Here is a 17,573-nt window from a genome sequence, read left to right on the forward strand (position 1 = left end):
CGTCATGCAGTCAGCAGGGGTTGAAGTTTGGACCGCGCGGCCGGCGATGCTGGGATGCGACGCGTGCGCGGCGTTCTCGCGCCTGCTCGATGAGACGGAGCTGGAGCGATCGCAGCGACTGCGCTTCGACGCGGACCGGCGCGCGTTCATCGTCGCGCATGCGATGCGCCGCATGGCGCTGGCGATGGCACTCGCGCTCGACCCGCAGGACCTTCGCTTCGGCACCGGTTCGCACGGCCAGCCGGTGCTGCTGGGCACCGGCGTCATGCGCGCGCCTTCGTTCTCGCTCTCGCGCACACGCGACTTCGTGGCTTGCGCGGTGAGCCGCGACGGCCCCGTCGGCATCGACGTCGAAACCATCCGCGATGGCGTCGATGCTTCGCTGCTCGCGCGGTACATGCAGCCGTGGGACGCGCAGGGCGACGAAGCCTTCTACGTGCAGTGGACCGCGCTGGAAGCGTACTGGAAGGCGCAGGGCCTGGGCCTGTCCGCCTCGCACCCGCACATCGCGCTGCGGGAGTACGGAGAAGACTGTTGGAGCGTGGCGTTCGCGGAACACAACCGTCAGACCGGACTGGTCGCGCTGCGCCTGCCCGCGCCGCCCACGCATGTGCTCAGCCTGGCGTGCACGGAACGAGACAGCGTGCGCATCGTCGAGCTCGACGCGCTGGCGAACGCGCCTCATGCGGCGCCGTCCGACGCCCTTTCAACTTGTAAGGACGGAAACTGCGGCGTCGCAGCGGCTCCCAGGATTTTCAGCGCGTAACCAAAAGGCAAGACAAATGGTGACGACGACGGCGGTACTCGTTGGTGACGGCAGCCTCCTGGTGCAGTGCGCCGAAGCCTGGCGCAAGGCGGGCCACGCGATCGTGGCGGTGGTGTCCGGCAGCGGCGCCAACCTGCAGTGGGCGGAGGCCGAAGGCTTCAGGACCGTGCGCATGGAAGGCGAATGGGCACCGGCGCTCGACGGCCTGGCCTTCGACTACCTTTTCAGCGTGGCGAACCTGCGAATGCTGCCCGAGGCGGTGCTCGCGCGCGCGGGCAAGCTGGCGGTCAATTTCCACGATGCGCCGCTGCCCCGCTATGCGGGCCTGAACGCCACCTGCTGGGCACTGATGGCGCGAGAACCGCGGCACGGCATCACGTGGCATGAGATGACGCCGCGCGCCGACGCGGGCCGCATCGTGCGTCAATCGAGCTTTGACGTGACGCCGCAGGAGACGGCGCTCAGCCTCAACGCCAAGTGCTACGAAGCGGGCCTGGCCGGCTTCATGCAGATCGCCGAAGACCTGGCGCGCGGCGAACTGGCGCTGACCCCGCAAGAGGGCGAGCGCACCTACTTCGGCCGCCATCGCCGTCCCGCGCTGCTGGCCACCCTGGACTTCACGCGCCCGGCCGGGGAAGTGGAAGCGCTGGTGCGTGCGCTGGACTTCGGCCAGTACGCCAATCCGCTCGGCCGCGCCAAGGTGCTGGCTGGCGACCGCGTGCTGCTGGTGCGCGGCGCCAGCGCCATCGCCGCGCCCGCGGGCGCAGGCGCGGCGCCCGGCACGGTGCTGGCCATCGAAGGCGACGTGCTGCGCGTGGCGACCGGCGAAGGCCAGGTCACGCTGACCGGCTGCACCTGTGTGCAAGGCTTCCCGGGCACGCCTGGCGTTCGCGAAGGCGACGTGCTCACCGTGCCTTCCCCCGCCGTGGCCGCGCTGCAGGCAAAGGGCGACGCCATCGCGCGCGGCGAGCAGCACTGGACCGATGCGCTGCATGCACTGGCGCCGGTGGAGCTGCCGTATCCGCGGCGCAACGCGACGGGCGAGTCCACGCAGCCGCTGCGTTTCCCGCTCAACGCGGCGCCGCAGGGCGCCACCACGGCCGCCGCGTTCCACGCTTGGCTGTCGTCACTCACGGGCCAGGAGCGTGTCTCCGTGCTCTACACCGATGCGGCGCTGGGCGAGCAGGCCGCCGGCCTGCAACCCTGGCTGGATGCGTGGGTGCCGCTGACGATCGCCAGCGCGCCTTCGCAGACGACGCTGAACGCGGTGGGCCAGGCGGAATCCGAACTTTCGCGCGCGCGCGCCGCCGGCCCGATGACGCGTGACCTGCCGCTGCGCATGGGCGAGCGGCATGGCGCGCTGCCCGCGGTCGCCAAGGTGGCGCTCGCGCTCACGCCCATCGTGCGGCCCGCGGGTTGCGAACTGCTGGTGACGGTGGACGACACCGGCCGCCAGCTCGAACTGCTGGCCGACCCGCAGGTGTTCAGCGCGGACACCGCGCTGGCGATGGCGGCGCAACTGGCCGCCTGGCTGCAGTCGTTCGCTTCGCAGGACCGTCCGCTGGCCGAGGTGCCGCTGCTGGCGGCCGGCGAGCAGCAGCAGCTGGACACGCTGAATGCCACCCACGTCGCGTTCAACGAAGCGGGCGCCGTGCACCAGGCCATCGTTTCGCAGCTCGCGCGCACACCCGAGGAAGTGGTCGTCACCGGCGGCGCCGAAAGCCTGACCGGCCGCGAGCTGGACGAGCAGTCCACCGCGCTGGCGCGCCGCCTGGCCGCGCGCGGCGTGCGCGCCGGGGACATCGTCGGCCTGTGCCTGCCGCGCACGCCGCAGCTCCTGGTCGCGGTGCTGGGCGTGATGAAGGCCGGTGCCGCCTACCTGCCGCTGGATCCCGAATACCCGCGCGACCGCCTGGAGTTCATGGTCGAAGACTCGCGCGCCCCCGTGGTGCTGGTGAGCGCCGCGACGGCTTCGACGCTGTCGCTGCCCGCGGACAAGGTGATGCGCCTGGACGAAGCCGGCGAAGCCTCCGCCCCCTCCGGCGCGGCGCTGCCCGCCGCGGACCCGCGCCGTGCCGCCTACGTGATCTACACGTCCGGCTCCACCGGCAAGCCCAAGGGCGTGGTGGTCACGCACCGCAACGTGATGAACTTCTTCGCGGGCATGGACGAGCGCGTGCTCCGCGAGGAAGGTTCTCGCTGGCTGGCCGTCACCAGCCTGTCGTTCGACATCTCGGTGCTGGAGCTGTACTGGACGCTGGCGCGCGGCGTCACCGTCGTGCTGCATTCGGACCAGCAGGCCGGCGCGGGCAACGGCCCCGAGTTCAGCCTGTTCTATTTCGCCAGCGACGACTCGCGCGACCCGCGCCGCCACTACGAGCTGCTGATGGAAGGCGCGAAGTTCGCCGACCGCGAGGGCTTCACCGCGGTGTGGACGCCCGAGCGCCACTTCCACGCCTTCGGCGGCCTGTACCCCAACCCGGTGGTGACCAGCGCGGCCATCGCCACCGCCACCACGCGCGTGCAGATCCGCGCGGGCAGCTGCGTGCTGCCGCTGCACCACCCGGTGCGCGTGGCCGAGGACTGGGCTTTCGTCGACAACATCTCCAACGGCCGCGTGGGCATCTCGTTCGCGTCTGGCTGGCAGCCGAACGATTTCATCCTGATGCCCGACGCGTTCGCGAAGCGGCAGGACGAGATGATCGCCCGCATGGACGTCGTGCGGCGCCTGTGGCGCGGCGAAGCCATTCCCTTCCCCGGCCCCAACGGCAACCTGGTGGAGACGCGCACGCTGCCGCGCCCGGTGCAGAAAGACATCCCGGTGTGGATCACCGCGGCCGGCAACCCCAAGACCTTCGAGCAGGCCGGCGCCATGGGCTGCCGCCTGCTGACCCACCTGCTGGGCCAGAAGGTGGAAGACGTCGCCGAGAAGATCGCCATCTACCGCGCCGCCTGGTTGAAGGCCGGGCACGCCGGCACCGGCCACGTCACGCTGATGCTGCACACTTTCATCGGCGCGGATGAGGAGGCCACGCGCGAAACCGCGCGCGAGCCGATGAAGAAGTACCTGCGCAGCTCGGTCGACCTGATCAAGAAGGCGGCGTGGTCGTTCCCCACCTTCGTCGAGCGCGGCGCGGCCAGCGGCAAGACGCCGCAGGAAGTGATGGAGTCGGCGCCGCTCTCCGACGCCGAGATGGACGCGCTGCTGGACCACGCGTTCAACCGCTACTACGGCACCAGCGCGCTGATCGGCACGCCTGCGCGCTGCCTGGAACTGGTGGAAAAGGTGCAGGCCGCGGGCGTGGACGAGATCGCCTGCCTGATCGACTTCGGCATCGAGCCGGACACGGTGGTCGAACACCTGCGCGACCTCAAGGCGCTGATGGAAGCCACGCGCGTGCCACGCGCCAGCGGCCGCAAGGCTTCCGTGGCCGAGCAGGTGCTGCAGCACCAGGTGACGCACCTGCAGTGCACGCCCTCGATGGCCGCGATGCTGCTGGCCGACGCGCCCGGCCGCACGGCGCTGTCGCAGCTGAAAGCCTTGATGGTCGGCGGCGAGGCGTTGCCGCTGGAGATGGCGACGCAGCTGCGCGCGCTGGTGTCCGGCGCGCTGCTCAACATGTACGGGCCGACCGAGACGACGGTGTGGTCCACCACCTGCAACCTGGAACGCGTCGACGGCATGGTGCCGCTGGGCCAGCCCATCGCCAACACGCAGCTGTCGGTGCGCACGCCCTGGGGCGCGGAATGCCCGGCCCTCGTGCCCGGTGAGCTGTGCATCGGCGGCGACGGCGTGACCGACGGCTACCTGCACCGGCCCGAGCTGAACGCCGACCGCTTCGTGCCGGATGCGAAAGGCCATCGCTGGTACCGCACCGGCGACCTGGTGCGCCGGCTGGACGGCGGCACGATCGAGTTCCTGGGCCGCATCGACCACCAGGTGAAGATCCGCGGCCACCGCATCGAGCTGGGCGAGATCGAAAGCGTGCTGATGCGCCAGGACGGCGTCAAGCAGGCCGTCGTCGTCGCGCGCACCGACACTGCGGGCCAGAAGTTCCTGGCCGGCTACGTCACCGGCAAGCCCGGTGCGGTGTTGAACGCCACGAAGCTGCGCGAAGCCGTCGGCGAGGCGCTGCCCGAGATCATGGTGCCGCAGGCCATCCTGGTGCTGCCCGCGCTGCCGATGACGCCCAACGGCAAGGTCGACCGCAAGGTGCTGCCTGACCCGCGCCCTTCGACGGAGCTCAGGACAGGCTTGTCGTCCGCGCCGAAGACCGTCGCCGTACCGGAGAACGCGATGGAGAAGACCATCGCCGGCATCTGGCAGGAGGTGCTGGGGCTGGAATCGGTGGGCACCAGCGAGAACTTCTTCGACCTGGGCGGCCACTCGCTGCTGGTGATTCAGGTGCAGCGCCGGCTGCGCGAAGCCACCGGCCAGGAGGTCGCCATCACCGACATGTTCCGGCTGCCGACCATCTCGGCGCTGGCCGCCCACCTCGGCGGTGGCGCGGCTTCCACCGCCGTGTCGCAGGGTCAGAGCAGGGCCCAGGCACGCCGAATGCTGAGGAACCGTCAGCTGGCCCAGCCCACCGCGTGAAGCCATTGGAGTGCAACAAGAACAGCCCATGAGCGACATGAACATCGAGCCCGGGTGCATCGCCATCGTCGGCATGGCAGGGCGCTTCCCGGCCGCGCGCACCCCGGCCGAGTTGTGGAAGCTGCTGGCGGCGGGCCGCGAGGCGACCCAGTGGCTGACCGACGAGGAGCTGCGCGCCGCCGGCGTGGGCGAAGAGGAACTGCAGGACCCGAACTACGTGAAGGCCAGCCTGGTGCTGCCCGACATGGAGATGTTCGACGCCGAGTTCTTCGGCTTCTCGCGCCGCGACGCCGCCATCCTGGACCCGCAGCACCGCCACTTCATCGAAAGCGCCTGGGAGGCGCTGGAAGACGCGGGCCATCCGCCGGAAAAGTTCGAAGGCGCCATCGGCGTGTTCGCCGGCTGCGGCATGCAGGCCTACCTGCCCTACAACCTGCTCACCAATCCCGAGCTGAAGAAGTCGGTCGGACTGTTCCTGCTGCGGCACACGGGCAACGACAAGGACTTCCTGTCCACGCGCGTGTCGTACCTGCTGGACCTGAAGGGCCCCAGCCTGGGCATCCAGACCGCCTGCTCCACTTCGCTGGTGGCGGTGCACGTCGCCGCGCAAAGCCTGCTGGCGGGCGAGTGCGACATGGCGCTGGCCGGCGCTTCGAGCATCGAGTTGCCGCACCGCCACGGCTACCGCTTCGCCGAAGGCGAGATCCTGTCCCCCGACGGCCACTGCCGCGCGTTCGACGAGAACGCCAGCGGCACGCTGTTCGGCAGCGGCGCGGGCGTGGTCGTGCTGCGCCGCCTGGAAGACGCGGTGCGCGACCGCGACAACATCTACGCCATCATCCGCGGCTCGGCGGTGAACAACGACGGCTCGCAGAAGGCCGGCTACCTGGCGCCCAGCGTGGACGGCCAGGCGCGCGCGGCGGTGGAAGCGCTGGGCATCGCCAACGTCGATCCGGGCACCGTGCAGTACATCGAGGCGCACGGCACCGGCACGCCGGTGGGCGACCCGATCGAGATCGCCGCGCTGACGCAGGCCTACGGCGAAGGCGGCAAGGGCTTCTGCGGCATCGGTTCGGTGAAGACCAACATCGGCCACCTGGACACCGCGGCGGGCGTGGCCTCGCTGATGAAGGTGTCGCTGGCGATGAGGAACGAGCTCATCCCGCCGACGCTGAACTTCACGCGCGCGAACAGCCGCTTCGACCTGGACAAGACGCCGTTCCGCGTCGTCAGCCAGGCCAGGCCCTGGCCGCGCGCTTCGCAGCCGCGCCGCGCCGCCGTCAATTCGCTGGGCGTGGGCGGCACCAACGCGCACGTCATCGTGGAAGAGGCGCCGCGCCTGGTGTCGCAGGCGCCGGCCGGCCAGCCGTGGCAGGTGCTCACGCTGTCGGCGCGCACGCCCGCTTCGCTGGAGCGGCTGAAAGCCAAGTGGAGCGATTTCCTCGCGCAGCGGCCGGCGGACTTCAGCCTGTTCGACGCCGCGTTCACCACGCAGGAAGGCCGCCGCGGCTTCCAGCACCGCTGCGCCGTCGTGGCGAAGGATGTGGAAGGCCTCGCCGCCGCGCTGGAAACGCGCCAGCATCCGCGCGTGGCCGGCGGCAAGGCCGGCAACAGCGCGCCGGGCGTCGTGATGATGTTCCCCGGCGGCGGCGCCAGCTATCCCGGCGCGGGCCGCGAGCTGCTGTCGCAACCCGCTTTCCGCGAAGCCGTGGACGAGTGCTTCCGCCGCATGCCGGCCGATGCGCCGGCCGACCTGCGCGCGCTGATGTTCGAGCGCGAGCCCGGCGATGCGCTGGCCGCGAAGACGCTGGAGCGGCCGCGCTACAACATCCCGGCGCTGTTCGTCATCGAGTACGCCGTCGCGAAGCTGTGGCAGAGCTGGGGCGTGCAGCCCGCCGCCGTCATCGGCCACAGCGCGGGCGAGTATGCCGCCGCGGTGATCGCGGGCGTGATGCCGCTGGCCGATGCGCTGAACGTCGTCGTGCTGCGCGGCCAGCTGTTCGAACAGGTGCCCGCGGGCGCGATGCTGTCGGTGGACGCGACGGAAGAAGAACTGCGCGAGCTGATGCAGGACCTTCAGCTCGACGTGGCGGTGATCAACGCGCCCGACCTGTGCATCGCTTCCGGCCCCGCCGCCGCCATCGACGAGCTGCAATCGCGCCTGGCCGCACAAGGCCGCGAAGGCCGCCGGTTGCACATCAGCGTGGCCGCGCACTCGCGGCTGCTGGATGGCATCCTCGACCGCTTCCGCCAGGGCGTGTCGCGCATCCACCTGTCGGCGCCGTCGGTGCCTTTCATCTCCAACCTGAGCGGCGACTGGGCCGACGACGCGCTGCTGTCCGATCCCGAATACTGGGTGCGCCACCTGCGCAACCCGGTGCGCTACGCCGACGGCCTGGCCAAGGTGCTGGCGATGGGCGACGCGGTGCTGCTGGAAGTGGGCCCGGGCCAGGGCATGTGCGCGCTGGCGCGGCAGAACCTGCGTGGCGAACAGCGCACGGTGCTGCCGTCCACCGGCAAGGCGTCGGAGCCGAACGCCGACCTGCCGCTGATGCTGACGTCGCTGGGCGCGCTGTGGGCCCGCGGCATCACGCCCGGCTGGAACGAGGTGCGCGGCGGCGGCTCGCCGCGCCGCATCTCGCTGCCGACCTACGCCTTTGACCACCAGCGTCACTGGATCGAGCCCGGCCAGGTCACCCATTCGGCGTCGGCCGCGCAGGACGCGCTGCCCGTGCCCGGCGTGCGCCGCCTGCCGCAGGTGGACGACTGGTTCGGCGTGCCGCAGTGGAGCCCCGCGCCGCTGCCGCATGCGCCCGCGCCGGCAGCCGGCACGCAGTGGCTGGTGTTCGGCGACCTGGGCGCCGGCACCACCGGCGTGATGCGGCGCATCGCCGAGGAAGGCGGGCGCGCGACGCTGGCGCGGCCCGGGCAGGCTTTCGCCGCCCACGGCGACGGCAGCTTCACGCTGGACCCGCGCGACGAAGCGCAGTTCGGCCAGCTGTTCGACGCGCTGGAACAAGCCAACCGTTTGCCGGCGCAGATCGTGCACCTGTGGGGCCTGTCCTCGCCGGCCGATGCGGCCGGTGACGGCGCGATGCAGGCGCAGGGGCTGGTGTTCGACAGCCTGGTCAACATCGCCAAAGTGCTGCAGACCGCCGACGTCAGCCAGCCGGTGAAGCTGACGGTGGCGACCGCGGGCAGCCAGGCGGTGGATGGCAGCGGCGTGCCGCATCCGCTGCGTAGCCTGGCGCTGGGACCGGTGCGCGTGATCCCGCGCGAGGTGCCGAACGTGGCGACGGTGCTGGTCGACCTGGATCCGGCCGATGCCGCTTCGACGGTGGCGTGCCGCGCGGTCGTGAGCGAAGCGCTGGCACCCGCCGGCGCCGACCTGGTGGCGTGGCGCAACGGCTCGCGCTGGGTCGCGCAGCTGGTCAAGCCTTCCGCGCCGGCCGCCCCGAAGCCGCTGGCGCGCGAAGGCGGCGTGTATCTCATCAGCGGCGGGCTGGGCGACATCGCGCTCGAACTCGCCTCGTTCCTTGCCAGCCGCTACCACGCCAGGCTGGCGCTGGTCGGCCGCCGTGCGATGCCCCCGCGTGAACAGTGGGCCGCGCTGGCCGCGGGCAAGGACGAAACCGCGCGCCTGTTGCGCCGCTTGGTGGAGATCGAAGCCACGGGCGGCCAGGTCGCCACCTTCAGCGCCGACGTCGCGGATGCCGCGGCGATGGCCTCCGTGGTGCAAGCGGTGCGCGAGCGCTTCGGCGCGATCCATGGCGTGTTCCACGCCGCGGGTTCGCTGCAGGACGCGCCCATCGCCGCCAAGAACGCGCAGGCCATCGAACGAGTGCTGTCGCCCAAGGTGGCCGGCGCGCAGGTGCTGCACGGGCTGCTGCCGCCCGGACAGCTGGACGTCTTCGCGGTGTTCTCTTCCACCAGCGTCTACCTGGGCCCGCCCGGGCAGGTGGACTACGTGGCGGCCAACGCCTTCCTCGACGCCATCGCGGCCGCGCGGCCGGACGGCCTGGCCATCCACTGGGGCATCTGGGGCGACCGCGGCATGGCCGCGCGCGCCTATGGCGGCGCGACCGCCGCGCCCGCGCCGCAGGACGCGCACCCGTTGCTGGGCGTGCGCGCTGACGGCGACGACGGCCCGGCTTTCGAGGCGCGCTATTCGGCGAATGACCTGTGGGTGCTGCGCGAGCACGCGGTCGCCGGTCGTCCCGTGTTGCCGGGCACTGCGTACATCGAGATCGCGCGCGCGGCGATGGCGCAGCTGCATCCCGGCGCCGGCGTGGAGATCCGTTCGCTGTCGTTCGAGGAGGCCATGGTCTTCGACGAGCACGGCAAGCGCGACGTGCGCATCGAACTGCACGGCGGCGGCGACAGCTACGAGTTCCTGGTGCGCAGCCGCGCCGATTCGCGCGAGCCCTGGCTGGAGCACGCGCGCGCCAAGGTCGGCCGCTTCAAGGGCACGCTGGCGCCCAATGCGCAGCGTCCCACGGGCGAGTGGCGCGAAGGCGCGCTGCCACAGGGCGGCGTGGCTTTCGGCCCGCGCTGGCACAACATCACGCGCATGCGGCTGGAAGGCCGGCACGGCATCGCCGAGATGGCGCTGCCCGAGCGCTATGCCGCCGATCTGCAGCCGTACGCGCTGCATCCCGCGGTGACCGACATCGCCGCGACGTTCGGCCTGCAGCTGCTGGACGGATCGCAGCGCCAAGGCTCGCTCTTCGTGCCGCTGTCCGTGGACCGTATCCGCATCGTGGCGCCGCTGCCGCTGCGCAGCTTCAGCCGCGTGGAACTGAAGGGCCCGGCGAAGGAGCGCTTCGCCGCCTTCGACATCGCCCTGCATACGCCGGAAGGCGCACCCATCGCCACCTTCGAAGGCTTCAGCCTGCGCGGCGTGGACCCGCAAGCCATGTCGCGCCATGCCGCCACGCATGCGCGCCGCGAGCCCAGCCTGGCCGAAGCCATGCTGGCCTGCGGCCTGCGCACCGAGGAAGCGCCGCAGCTGTTCGAGCGCGTGCTCTCCGGCGTCGCGCGCGACGTGATGGTGTCGTCGATCCCGCTGTCGGCGATCAAGCGCGCGATGAACGATGCCGCGCCGAAGCCGCGCACGCCGTCGGCGGCATCGCGCGCGCCAGCCGCCTCGGCTGTGCAGCTGAACCCGGTCGAATCGGTCATCGCCGACATCTGGCGCGAGCTGCTGGGCGTGGACGAGGTCGGCCGCGACGACGACTTCTTCGCGCTGGGTGGCCACTCGCTGGCAGCGGTGCGGCTGTTCGCGCGCATCCGCAAGCAGTGGCACGTGGACCTGCCGCTGGCGACGCTGTTCCAGGGCTCCACGCTCGCCGGGCTGTCCGCGCTGGTGGCCGAAGCGGGCCACCTGGACACCACCATGCCCGGTGCGCCGGCGCCCGCTGCCACGCCGCCTTCCAACGTGATCCAGCTGCCGCGCGCCTGGTCGCCGCTGGTGCAGATCTGCCGCGGCGCGGCGGGCAAGCGCCCGGTGTTCTGCGTGCACGGCGCGGGCGGCAACGTGCTGAACTTCAAGGTGATCTCCGACCGCCTGGGGCCGCAGCAGCCGTTCTACGGCCTGCAGGCGCAAGGCGTGGACGGCCGCCTGCCGCCGCTGACCAGCATCGACGCGATGGCCGCGCAATACGTCGAGGCCATCCGCGGCGTCGATGCCGACGGGCCGTACCGCCTGGCCGGCTACTCCGGCGGCGGCGTCATCGCGTACGAGATCGCGCAGCAGCTGCGCCGCGCCGGCGCGCAGGTCGAAACGATCCTGATGATCGACACGCTGGCGCCCGCCGCGGCGATGCGCAAGATCCCGCTGCTGCAGAAGATCTGGCTCAAGCGCCACTGGACGCTGGACTTCGCGCTGGACTGGCCCACGCGCCGCAAGCGGTCGCGCGACATGCAGCACAGCTACCAGCTGGCGCTGGAGAAGCTGGCGCGCGGCGAGCCGCTGCCGCCCGAGCTGGTGGACTTCCACCTGTTCCGCAACTTCACCGACGCGCAGACGCAGTACAAGCCGGAGCCCTACGACGGCGAAGTGGTGCTGTTCAAGGCCGCGCTGGCCGAGACGCTGTACCTGTACGCCGGCGAAACGCTGGGTTGGAACGAAGTGGTGAGCGGGCCGATCCGCGTGACCGAGATCGGCGGCTCGCACTTCAGCATGATGGCCGAGCCGGGCGTCAGCGAGGTGATCGAGGCGTTCCGCAAGGAGCTGGCGCGGCTGGATGGCGAAGAGCCCGAAGCGGGGAAATCCCCTGCCGACGGCGCCGGGCTGCGCGGCGTGCGCGGGCTCAGCCCCGTCGCCTGAAGGCCTCGTCCGTTCCGGCCTAAGCGGTTCCTGCTAACGTCCGGCGGATGCAAACCTCCGCCTGGCGCCACGGCTGGCGTACCCTCTGGCGCGACCTGCGCGCCGGCGAACTGCGCCTGCTGCTGGTCGCGGTGACGCTGGCCGTCGCCGCGCTGACGGCCGTGGGCTTCTTCGCCGATCGCCTGAAAGGCGGCCTCGCGCGCGACGCGCGGCAACTGCTGGGCGGCGACGCGGTGGTGGCCAGCGACAACCCGACGCTGCCGGCCTTCACCGATCGCGCGAAGGCGCTGGGGCTGCAGTCGGTCACGACCATCCTCTTTCCCACCATGGCGCGCGCGCCCGACGACAAGGGCGGCGCGGCCAGGCTCGTCGCGCTGAAATCGGTGGAGCCTGGCTACCCGCTGCGCGGCGGCCTGACGACCGCCGGCACGGCGGAAGGCGAGGGTGCCCCCACGCGCGACGTGCCGCGGCGTGGCGAAGCGTGGGTGGATCGCTCGCTGCTGGAGGCACTGGCCCTCGCGCCGGGCGACTCGCTGCTGCTGGGCGATGCCAGTTTCCGCATCGCGCGCGTGCTGGTGCTGGAACCGGACCGCGGCACGGGCTTCTCCGCCTTCGCGCCGCGCGTGATGATCCCCGCGGCCGACCTGCCCGCCACGCACCTGGTGCAGCCGGCCAGCCGCCTGACGTACCGCTTCGCGGTCGCGGGGAACGACCGCGCGGTGAAAGACTTCACGGCGTTCGCGCAGGCGCAGGCCAAGGATCCGCAGGTGCGCGGCGTGCGCGTCGAATCGCTGGAAAGCGGCCGGCCCGAGATGCGGCAGACGCTGGACCGTGCCGAGAAATTCCTCAACCTGGTCGCGTTGCTGTCCGCGCTGCTCAGCGCCGTCGCTGTTGCCTTGGCGGCCCGCGGCTTCGCGTCGTCGCACCTGGACGACTGCGCGATGCTGCGCGTGCTGGGGCGGTCGCAGAAATCCATCGCGCTGGGCTACACGGTGGAATTCGGCCTGGTGGGCCTGGCGGCCAGCGCGCTGGGCGTGCTGCTGGGCTACGCGGTGCACTTCATCTTCGTGGTGCTGCTGTCGGGGCTGGTGGAAGCGTCGCTGCCCGCGCCCAGCTTGTGGCCGGTGGCTTTCGGCATGGGCATGGGCCTGACGCTGCTGTTCGCCTTCGGCCTGCCGCCGGTGCTGCAGCTGGCGCAGGTGCCGCCGCTGCGCGTGATCCGCCGCGACGTGGGCAACCTGAAGCCGGCGTCGCTGCTGGTGCTGGGCGTGGGCATCGTGGGCTTCGCCGCGTTGCTGCTGGCGGCCAGCAGCGACCTGCTGCTTGGCGCGATTGCCGTCGGTGGTTTCGCCGGCGCGGTGCTGGTGTTCGCGGTGCTCAGCTGGGCCGCGCTGCGGCTGTTGCGCGCATCGGTCAACGAAGCGACCGCGCCGCGCTGGCTGGTGCTGGCCACGCGGCAGTTTTCGGCGCGGCCCGTGTATGCGGTGGTGCAGGTGAGCTCGCTCGCCGTGGGCCTGCTCGCGCTGGTGCTGCTGGTGCTGCTGCGCACGGATCTCGTCGCCAGCTGGCGTCAGGCGACGCCGCCCGACGCGCCCAATCGCTTCGTCATCAACGTCATGCCCGAGCAGGGCGACGCCTTCCAGAAGGCGCTGCGCGACGCGGGCGTGCAGCGCTACGACTGGTTCCCCATGATCCGCGGCCGGCTGGTGGCGGTGAACGGCCGCGCGGTCGGGCCCGACGACTACACCGAAGACCGCGCCAAGCGCCTGGTGGACCGCGAGTTCAACCTCTCGCACGCTGCGCAGGCGCCCGCGCACAACGAGGTGGTTGCAGGCCGCTGGACGCCGGAAGAGAAGGGCGCCGTGAGTGTGGAGGAGGGCATCGCCAAGACGCTGGGGCTGAAGCTGGGCGACACGCTGCGCTTCGACATCGGCGGCATCGAGAACGAGGCGCGCATCACCTCGCTGCGCAAGGTGGACTGGGGCTCGATGCGGGCCAACTTCTTCGTCATGTACCCGGTCAGCCGCATGCCCGACGTGCCGGCCACCTACATGAGCGCCTTCCGCGCACCCGACAGGCGCGGCTTCGACAGCGCGCTGGTGCGCCAGTTTCCCAACGTCACCAACGTCGACATGACGACGACGCTGAACCAGGTGCAGGCCGTGCTGGACAAGGTGGTGCGCGCGGTGGAGTTCCTGTTCGGCTTCACGCTGGCTGCGGGCGTGGTCGTGCTGTTCGCCGCGGTGACCGCGACGCGTGAAGAGCGCGCGAGGGAGTTCGCGATCATGCGGGCCGTGGGCGCGCGTGCTTCGCTGCTGCGGCAGGTGCAGCGGGCGGAACTGGCGGGCGTGGGTTTGCTCGCGGGCTTTCTTGCCGGAGCAGTCGCGGCCATCGTCGGCTGGGGACTCGCCCGATTCGTGTTCGAGTTCCAGTGGACGGCGTCGCCCGGCGTGCCCATCGCCGGCGCGCTGGCCGGCGCGGCACTCGCGCTGGCCGCGGGGTGGTGGGGCCTGCGCGAGGTGCTGCAGCGGCCGGTGGTGGAGACGCTGCGGCGCGCGGCGGAATGAGCGCCATCGCCTGCGTCTTCTTCGACTACGACGGAGTCCTGACGACGGACCGCACGGGCTCCCTTACGACGTGCCGGTACCTCAGCCGCGCCGCGGGCATTCCGCTGGATCGGGTGCGCGCGGCTTTCGCTGTCCACAACGAAGCGCTGACCCTCGGCCACATCACGCACGATCAGGTCTGGCCGGACATCTGCGCGGCCCTGGGGCGCGCCATTCCCATCGGCACGCTCGAGGAAGCGTTCGACAGCACGCCTGCGAACGGCGCGATGTTCGAGCTGGCCCGTGCACTGCAATGCCGGGTCGGCATCCTCACCGACAACAAGGCGGACCGGATGCGGCGCTTGCGGGCCACGCAGGGCCTCGACCGGACGTTCGATCCCATCGTGGTGTCCGCGGAGGCCGGCATGTCGAAGTCATCGCCAGGGTTCTTCGAACATGCGCTGAGGCTGGCGGCTGCGGCCGCGCACGAAACCGTCTTCATCGACAACGACCGCGGGAATGTCGACACGGCGGCGGGGCTGGGCATCCACGCGGTCCACTTCGACGACGCAGTGAATGACATCCAAGGCCTTGTCCGGCGGTTGCAGGAAGACTTCGGCCTGGGCCCTGCCCGGTTGCTCAGACGCTGATCACCACCTCGGCGTATTCCGCGGGCACCACCAGGCCGCGGCCGCCGCCGATGTCCAGCTCGTTCAGCAGCGCGGTGATGTCACGGTCCAGCGCGGCCTGGCCTTCGGGCGGCAGCGCGGCGAAGGCCTTGTGCGTGGGGCCGTACAGGTCGCGGAACACTTGCACGAAGTGCGCAGCCGAGAGGTAGCGGAACATGAAGTTCCTGCGCTCGACGTGGATGTCGCGCGCCTGCGGGCCGAACAGCGCCACCAGGTGCGGCTCGCTGCCCCACAGCGCGGGCGAGCGGATGCCGGCGGGCGGCGGCACGTGCGCACCGATGACCTTGAACAGCCGGCCGATGAAGCCTTCGGGCGTCCAGTTGGCCAGGCCGATGCGGCCGCCCGGGCGCACCACGCGCAGCATCTCGCGCGCGGCCGTGGCCTGGTCGGGCGCGAACATCACGCCGTAGGTCGACAGTACCGCGTCGAAGCTGGCGGCGGGGAAGGGCAGCGCTTCGGCGTCGGCCACTTCGAACCGCACCTCCAGGCCCTCGGCTTCGGCGCGGCGGCGGCCTTTCTCCAGCAGGGCGGGCACGTAGTCGGTGGACGTCACGCGGGCGAAGCGGCGCGCCGCGGCCAGCGTCGCGTTGCCGTTGCCCGCGGCAACGTCGAGCACGTTTTCGCCGGCGCGGATGTCGGCGGCTTCGGCCAGCATTTCACCGACAATCTGCAGCGTCGTGCCGATGACGGCGAAGTCGCCGCTGGCCCAGGTGGCCTGCTGGCGCTGCTTGATGGCCGTGTAGTCGGGCGTGGTGGCTGCTTGCGCGGCCGGCGGTTCGATGGCGATCGAGGAGCTCATGATGGATTCCTTTCGGAAGCTCGTTGTGGATCCGCACGCTGGATGGCGGGCGCTGAATGGTCGGCGGCGGCGCATGCGGCCGCTTCACCTTGCGTCTGGCGTTCTTGCCCGAAAGTCCGCCGCCGCGCGGGCGCACGCATGAGCCAGCTCGACCCCCTGTCCGACGTGCTGCGCAGCGTGCGGCTGCGCGGCTCGGTGTTCTTCCACGTCAACTGCCGCGACCAGTGGGCCGCCTACGCGCCGGCCGCGAAGGACCTGGCGCCCGCGGTAATGCCGGGCGCCGAGCACGTCATCGAGTACCACCTGTTCGTCAAGGGCGAAGGCTGGGTGGCCGTCGAAGGCGAGGCGCCGCTGAAGGTGCGCGCCGGCGACATCGTGATGCTGGCGCACGGCGACGCGCACGTGGTGTCCAGCGCGCCCGGCGTGCCGCCCGCGCCGAGCGACGATCCCGAGTGGCTGTTCAAGGTGCGCAACGATCCCAAGCCCATCCCCGTGACCTACCGGGGCGGCATGTTCGAGCAGGGCCTGCTGCCCGACGGCGACGCCAGCACCGAGCTGGTCTGCGGCTTCATCGCCTGCGACCTGAATCCCTTCAACCCGCTGATCGCCGCGCTGCCGCGCATGCTGCACCTGCCGGCCGAAGGCGTAGGCGCGTGGGTGGCGCCCATGCTGGTGCACGCGGCCGCGGAATCCAGCGGGCAGCGCGCGGGCGCCGAAGCCCTGCTGCAGCGCGTGAGCGAGATGGTGTTCGTCGACGGCGCGCGCCGTTACCTGGATTCGCTGCCTGCGGAAACGCGAGGCTGGCTGGGCGCGCTGCGTGACCGCCAGGTGGGCCGCGCGATCTCGCTGATGCACGAGAAGCCGGGCTCGCCGTGGACGCTGGAGGACCTGGGCCACCGCATCGGCCTGTCGCGGTCGGCGCTGCACGACCGTTTCGTCGCGATGACCGGCCTGGCGCCCATGCAGTACCTGGCCAACTGGCGCATGCAGTGCGGCGCGCGGCTGCTGCGCGAGGGGCGCGCCAGCGTCGCTTCGGTGGCGCTGGAGGTGGGCTACGACTCGGAGGCGGCGTTTTCGCGCGCGTTCAAGCGCGCGACGGGCATGCCGCCGGCGGCCTGGCGGCGGGCGCAGATGCAACCGCAGCCGGCGGTGCACCAGGCCTAAAGCAAGCCCCGCTCCGCCATCGACAGCGAATCGCCCGGCGCCACGATGACGTGATCGAGCACGCGGATGTCCACCAGCGCGAGGGCGGACTGCAGCGTGCGCGTCAGCGCTTCGTCGGCGCGCGAAGGCTGCACCGTGCCGCTGGGGTGGTTGTGCGCGAGCACGACGGAAGCGGCCTCGTGGTGCAGCGCGCGGACGACCACTTCGCGCGGGTACACCGACGTCTGCGTCAAGGTGCCACGGAACAGCGTCTCCAGTTCGATGAGGCGGTTCTGCGCGTCCAGGAACATGACGGCGAACACTTCGTGCGGCTGGCGCGCCAGGTGCAGCTGCAGGAAGTGCTTCACGGTGCCGGGTGAGTCGAAGCCCTGCCGCGTGCGAAGCTGCTGGCCCATGGCGCGGCGCGCCAGTTCCAGCACGGCCAGCAGCTCGGCCCGCTTGGCCGGCCCGCCGAGCCCCTTCACGCGGGCCAGTTCGTCCGGCGCCGCCAGCAGCAGGCCGGCCAGGCCGCCGAAGCGGGTGAACAGTTCCTGCGCCAGTGCGTACACGTCCTTGCCCGGCATGCCGGTGCGCAGCAGCAGGGCCAGCAGTTCCGTGTCGGACAGCGCGCCGGGGCCGCGGGTGAGCAGCTTTTCACGCGGACGCGCGTCCAGCGGCAGCGCGAGCAACGTCACGCCGCGCAAG

Annotated in this window: 8 protein-coding genes; 6 read left to right on the forward strand and 2 right to left on the reverse strand. The window is 71.4% G+C overall.

Annotated features, from left to right (window positions below; genetic code table 11):
- Positions 1-4 precede the first annotated feature (4 nt).
- Genes EZ216_RS21340 through EZ216_RS10040 form a run of 5 tightly spaced genes read left to right on the forward strand, consistent with a single transcriptional unit; the run spans position 5 to position 14,887 of the window.
- Entirely contained in the window at positions 5-766 is a 762-nt protein-coding gene (locus EZ216_RS21340; protein ID WP_167772870.1) for a 4'-phosphopantetheinyl transferase family protein, read from the forward strand.
- A gap of 16 nt (positions 767-782) precedes the next feature.
- The gene (locus tag EZ216_RS10025; protein WP_167772871.1) at positions 783-5,363 is read left to right on the forward strand and encodes a MupA/Atu3671 family FMN-dependent luciferase-like monooxygenase; all 4,581 of its coding nucleotides are present in this window, start codon (positions 783-785) and stop codon (positions 5,361-5,363) included.
- Between the two features lie 28 nt (positions 5,364-5,391).
- Entirely contained in the window at positions 5,392-11,691 is a 6,300-nt protein-coding gene (locus EZ216_RS10030; RefSeq protein ID WP_135249594.1) for a type I polyketide synthase, read from the forward strand.
- A 47-nt stretch (positions 11,692-11,738) separates the two neighbouring features.
- The gene (locus EZ216_RS10035) at positions 11,739-14,258 is read left to right on the forward strand and encodes an ABC transporter permease (protein WP_135249595.1); all 2,520 of its coding nucleotides are present in this window, start codon (positions 11,739-11,741) and stop codon (positions 14,256-14,258) included.
- On the forward strand, positions 14,255-14,887 hold the full coding sequence (locus EZ216_RS10040) for an HAD family hydrolase (protein ID WP_135249596.1): 633 nt from the start codon (positions 14,255-14,257) through the stop codon (positions 14,885-14,887). The genes EZ216_RS10035 and EZ216_RS10040 overlap by 4 nt, the downstream gene beginning before the upstream one ends.
- On the opposite strand, the gene EZ216_RS10045 is transcribed toward EZ216_RS10040, so the two are convergent.
- Positions 14,877-15,725 (reverse strand): class I SAM-dependent methyltransferase, encoded by an 849-nt coding sequence (locus tag EZ216_RS10045; protein WP_135249597.1) that lies wholly within the window; start codon positions 15,723-15,725, stop codon positions 14,877-14,879. The genes EZ216_RS10040 and EZ216_RS10045 overlap by 11 nt on opposite strands.
- Positions 15,726-15,863: 138 nt before the next feature.
- Here EZ216_RS10045 and EZ216_RS10050 point away from each other — a divergent pair, with 138 nt between their 5' ends.
- Positions 15,864-16,889 (forward strand): AraC family transcriptional regulator, encoded by a 1,026-nt coding sequence (locus tag EZ216_RS10050; protein ID WP_135249598.1) that lies wholly within the window; start codon positions 15,864-15,866, stop codon positions 16,887-16,889.
- Here the strand turns inward: EZ216_RS10050 and radC are convergent.
- Positions 16,886-17,563, reverse strand: coding sequence for a RadC family protein (radC, locus tag EZ216_RS10055; protein WP_135249599.1), 678 nt, complete (start codon positions 17,561-17,563; stop codon positions 16,886-16,888). The two genes, EZ216_RS10050 and radC, sit on opposite strands and share 4 nt — an antisense overlap.
- Positions 17,564-17,573: the final 10 nt, after the last annotated feature.

The organism is Ramlibacter humi, from assembly GCF_004681975.1.
In the GTDB taxonomy this organism is placed as follows: Bacteria; Pseudomonadota; Gammaproteobacteria; order Burkholderiales; family Burkholderiaceae_C; genus Ramlibacter; species Ramlibacter humi.

Coding starts and splice junctions, on each gene's coding strand:
- EZ216_RS21340 (WP_167772870.1), top strand. CDS start 5: ATGCAGTCAGCAGGGGTTGAAGTTTGGACCGCGCGGCCGGCGATGCTG.
- EZ216_RS10025 (WP_167772871.1), top strand. CDS start 783: ATGGTGACGACGACGGCGGTACTCGTTGGTGACGGCAGCCTCCTGGTG.
- EZ216_RS10030 (WP_135249594.1), top strand. CDS start 5,392: ATGAGCGACATGAACATCGAGCCCGGGTGCATCGCCATCGTCGGCATG.
- EZ216_RS10035 (WP_135249595.1), top strand. CDS start 11,739: ATGCAAACCTCCGCCTGGCGCCACGGCTGGCGTACCCTCTGGCGCGAC.
- EZ216_RS10040 (WP_135249596.1), top strand. CDS start 14,255: ATGAGCGCCATCGCCTGCGTCTTCTTCGACTACGACGGAGTCCTGACG.
- EZ216_RS10045 (WP_135249597.1), bottom strand. CDS start 15,725: ATGAGCTCCTCGATCGCCATCGAACCGCCGGCCGCGCAAGCAGCCACC.
- EZ216_RS10050 (WP_135249598.1), top strand. CDS start 15,864: ATGAGCCAGCTCGACCCCCTGTCCGACGTGCTGCGCAGCGTGCGGCTG.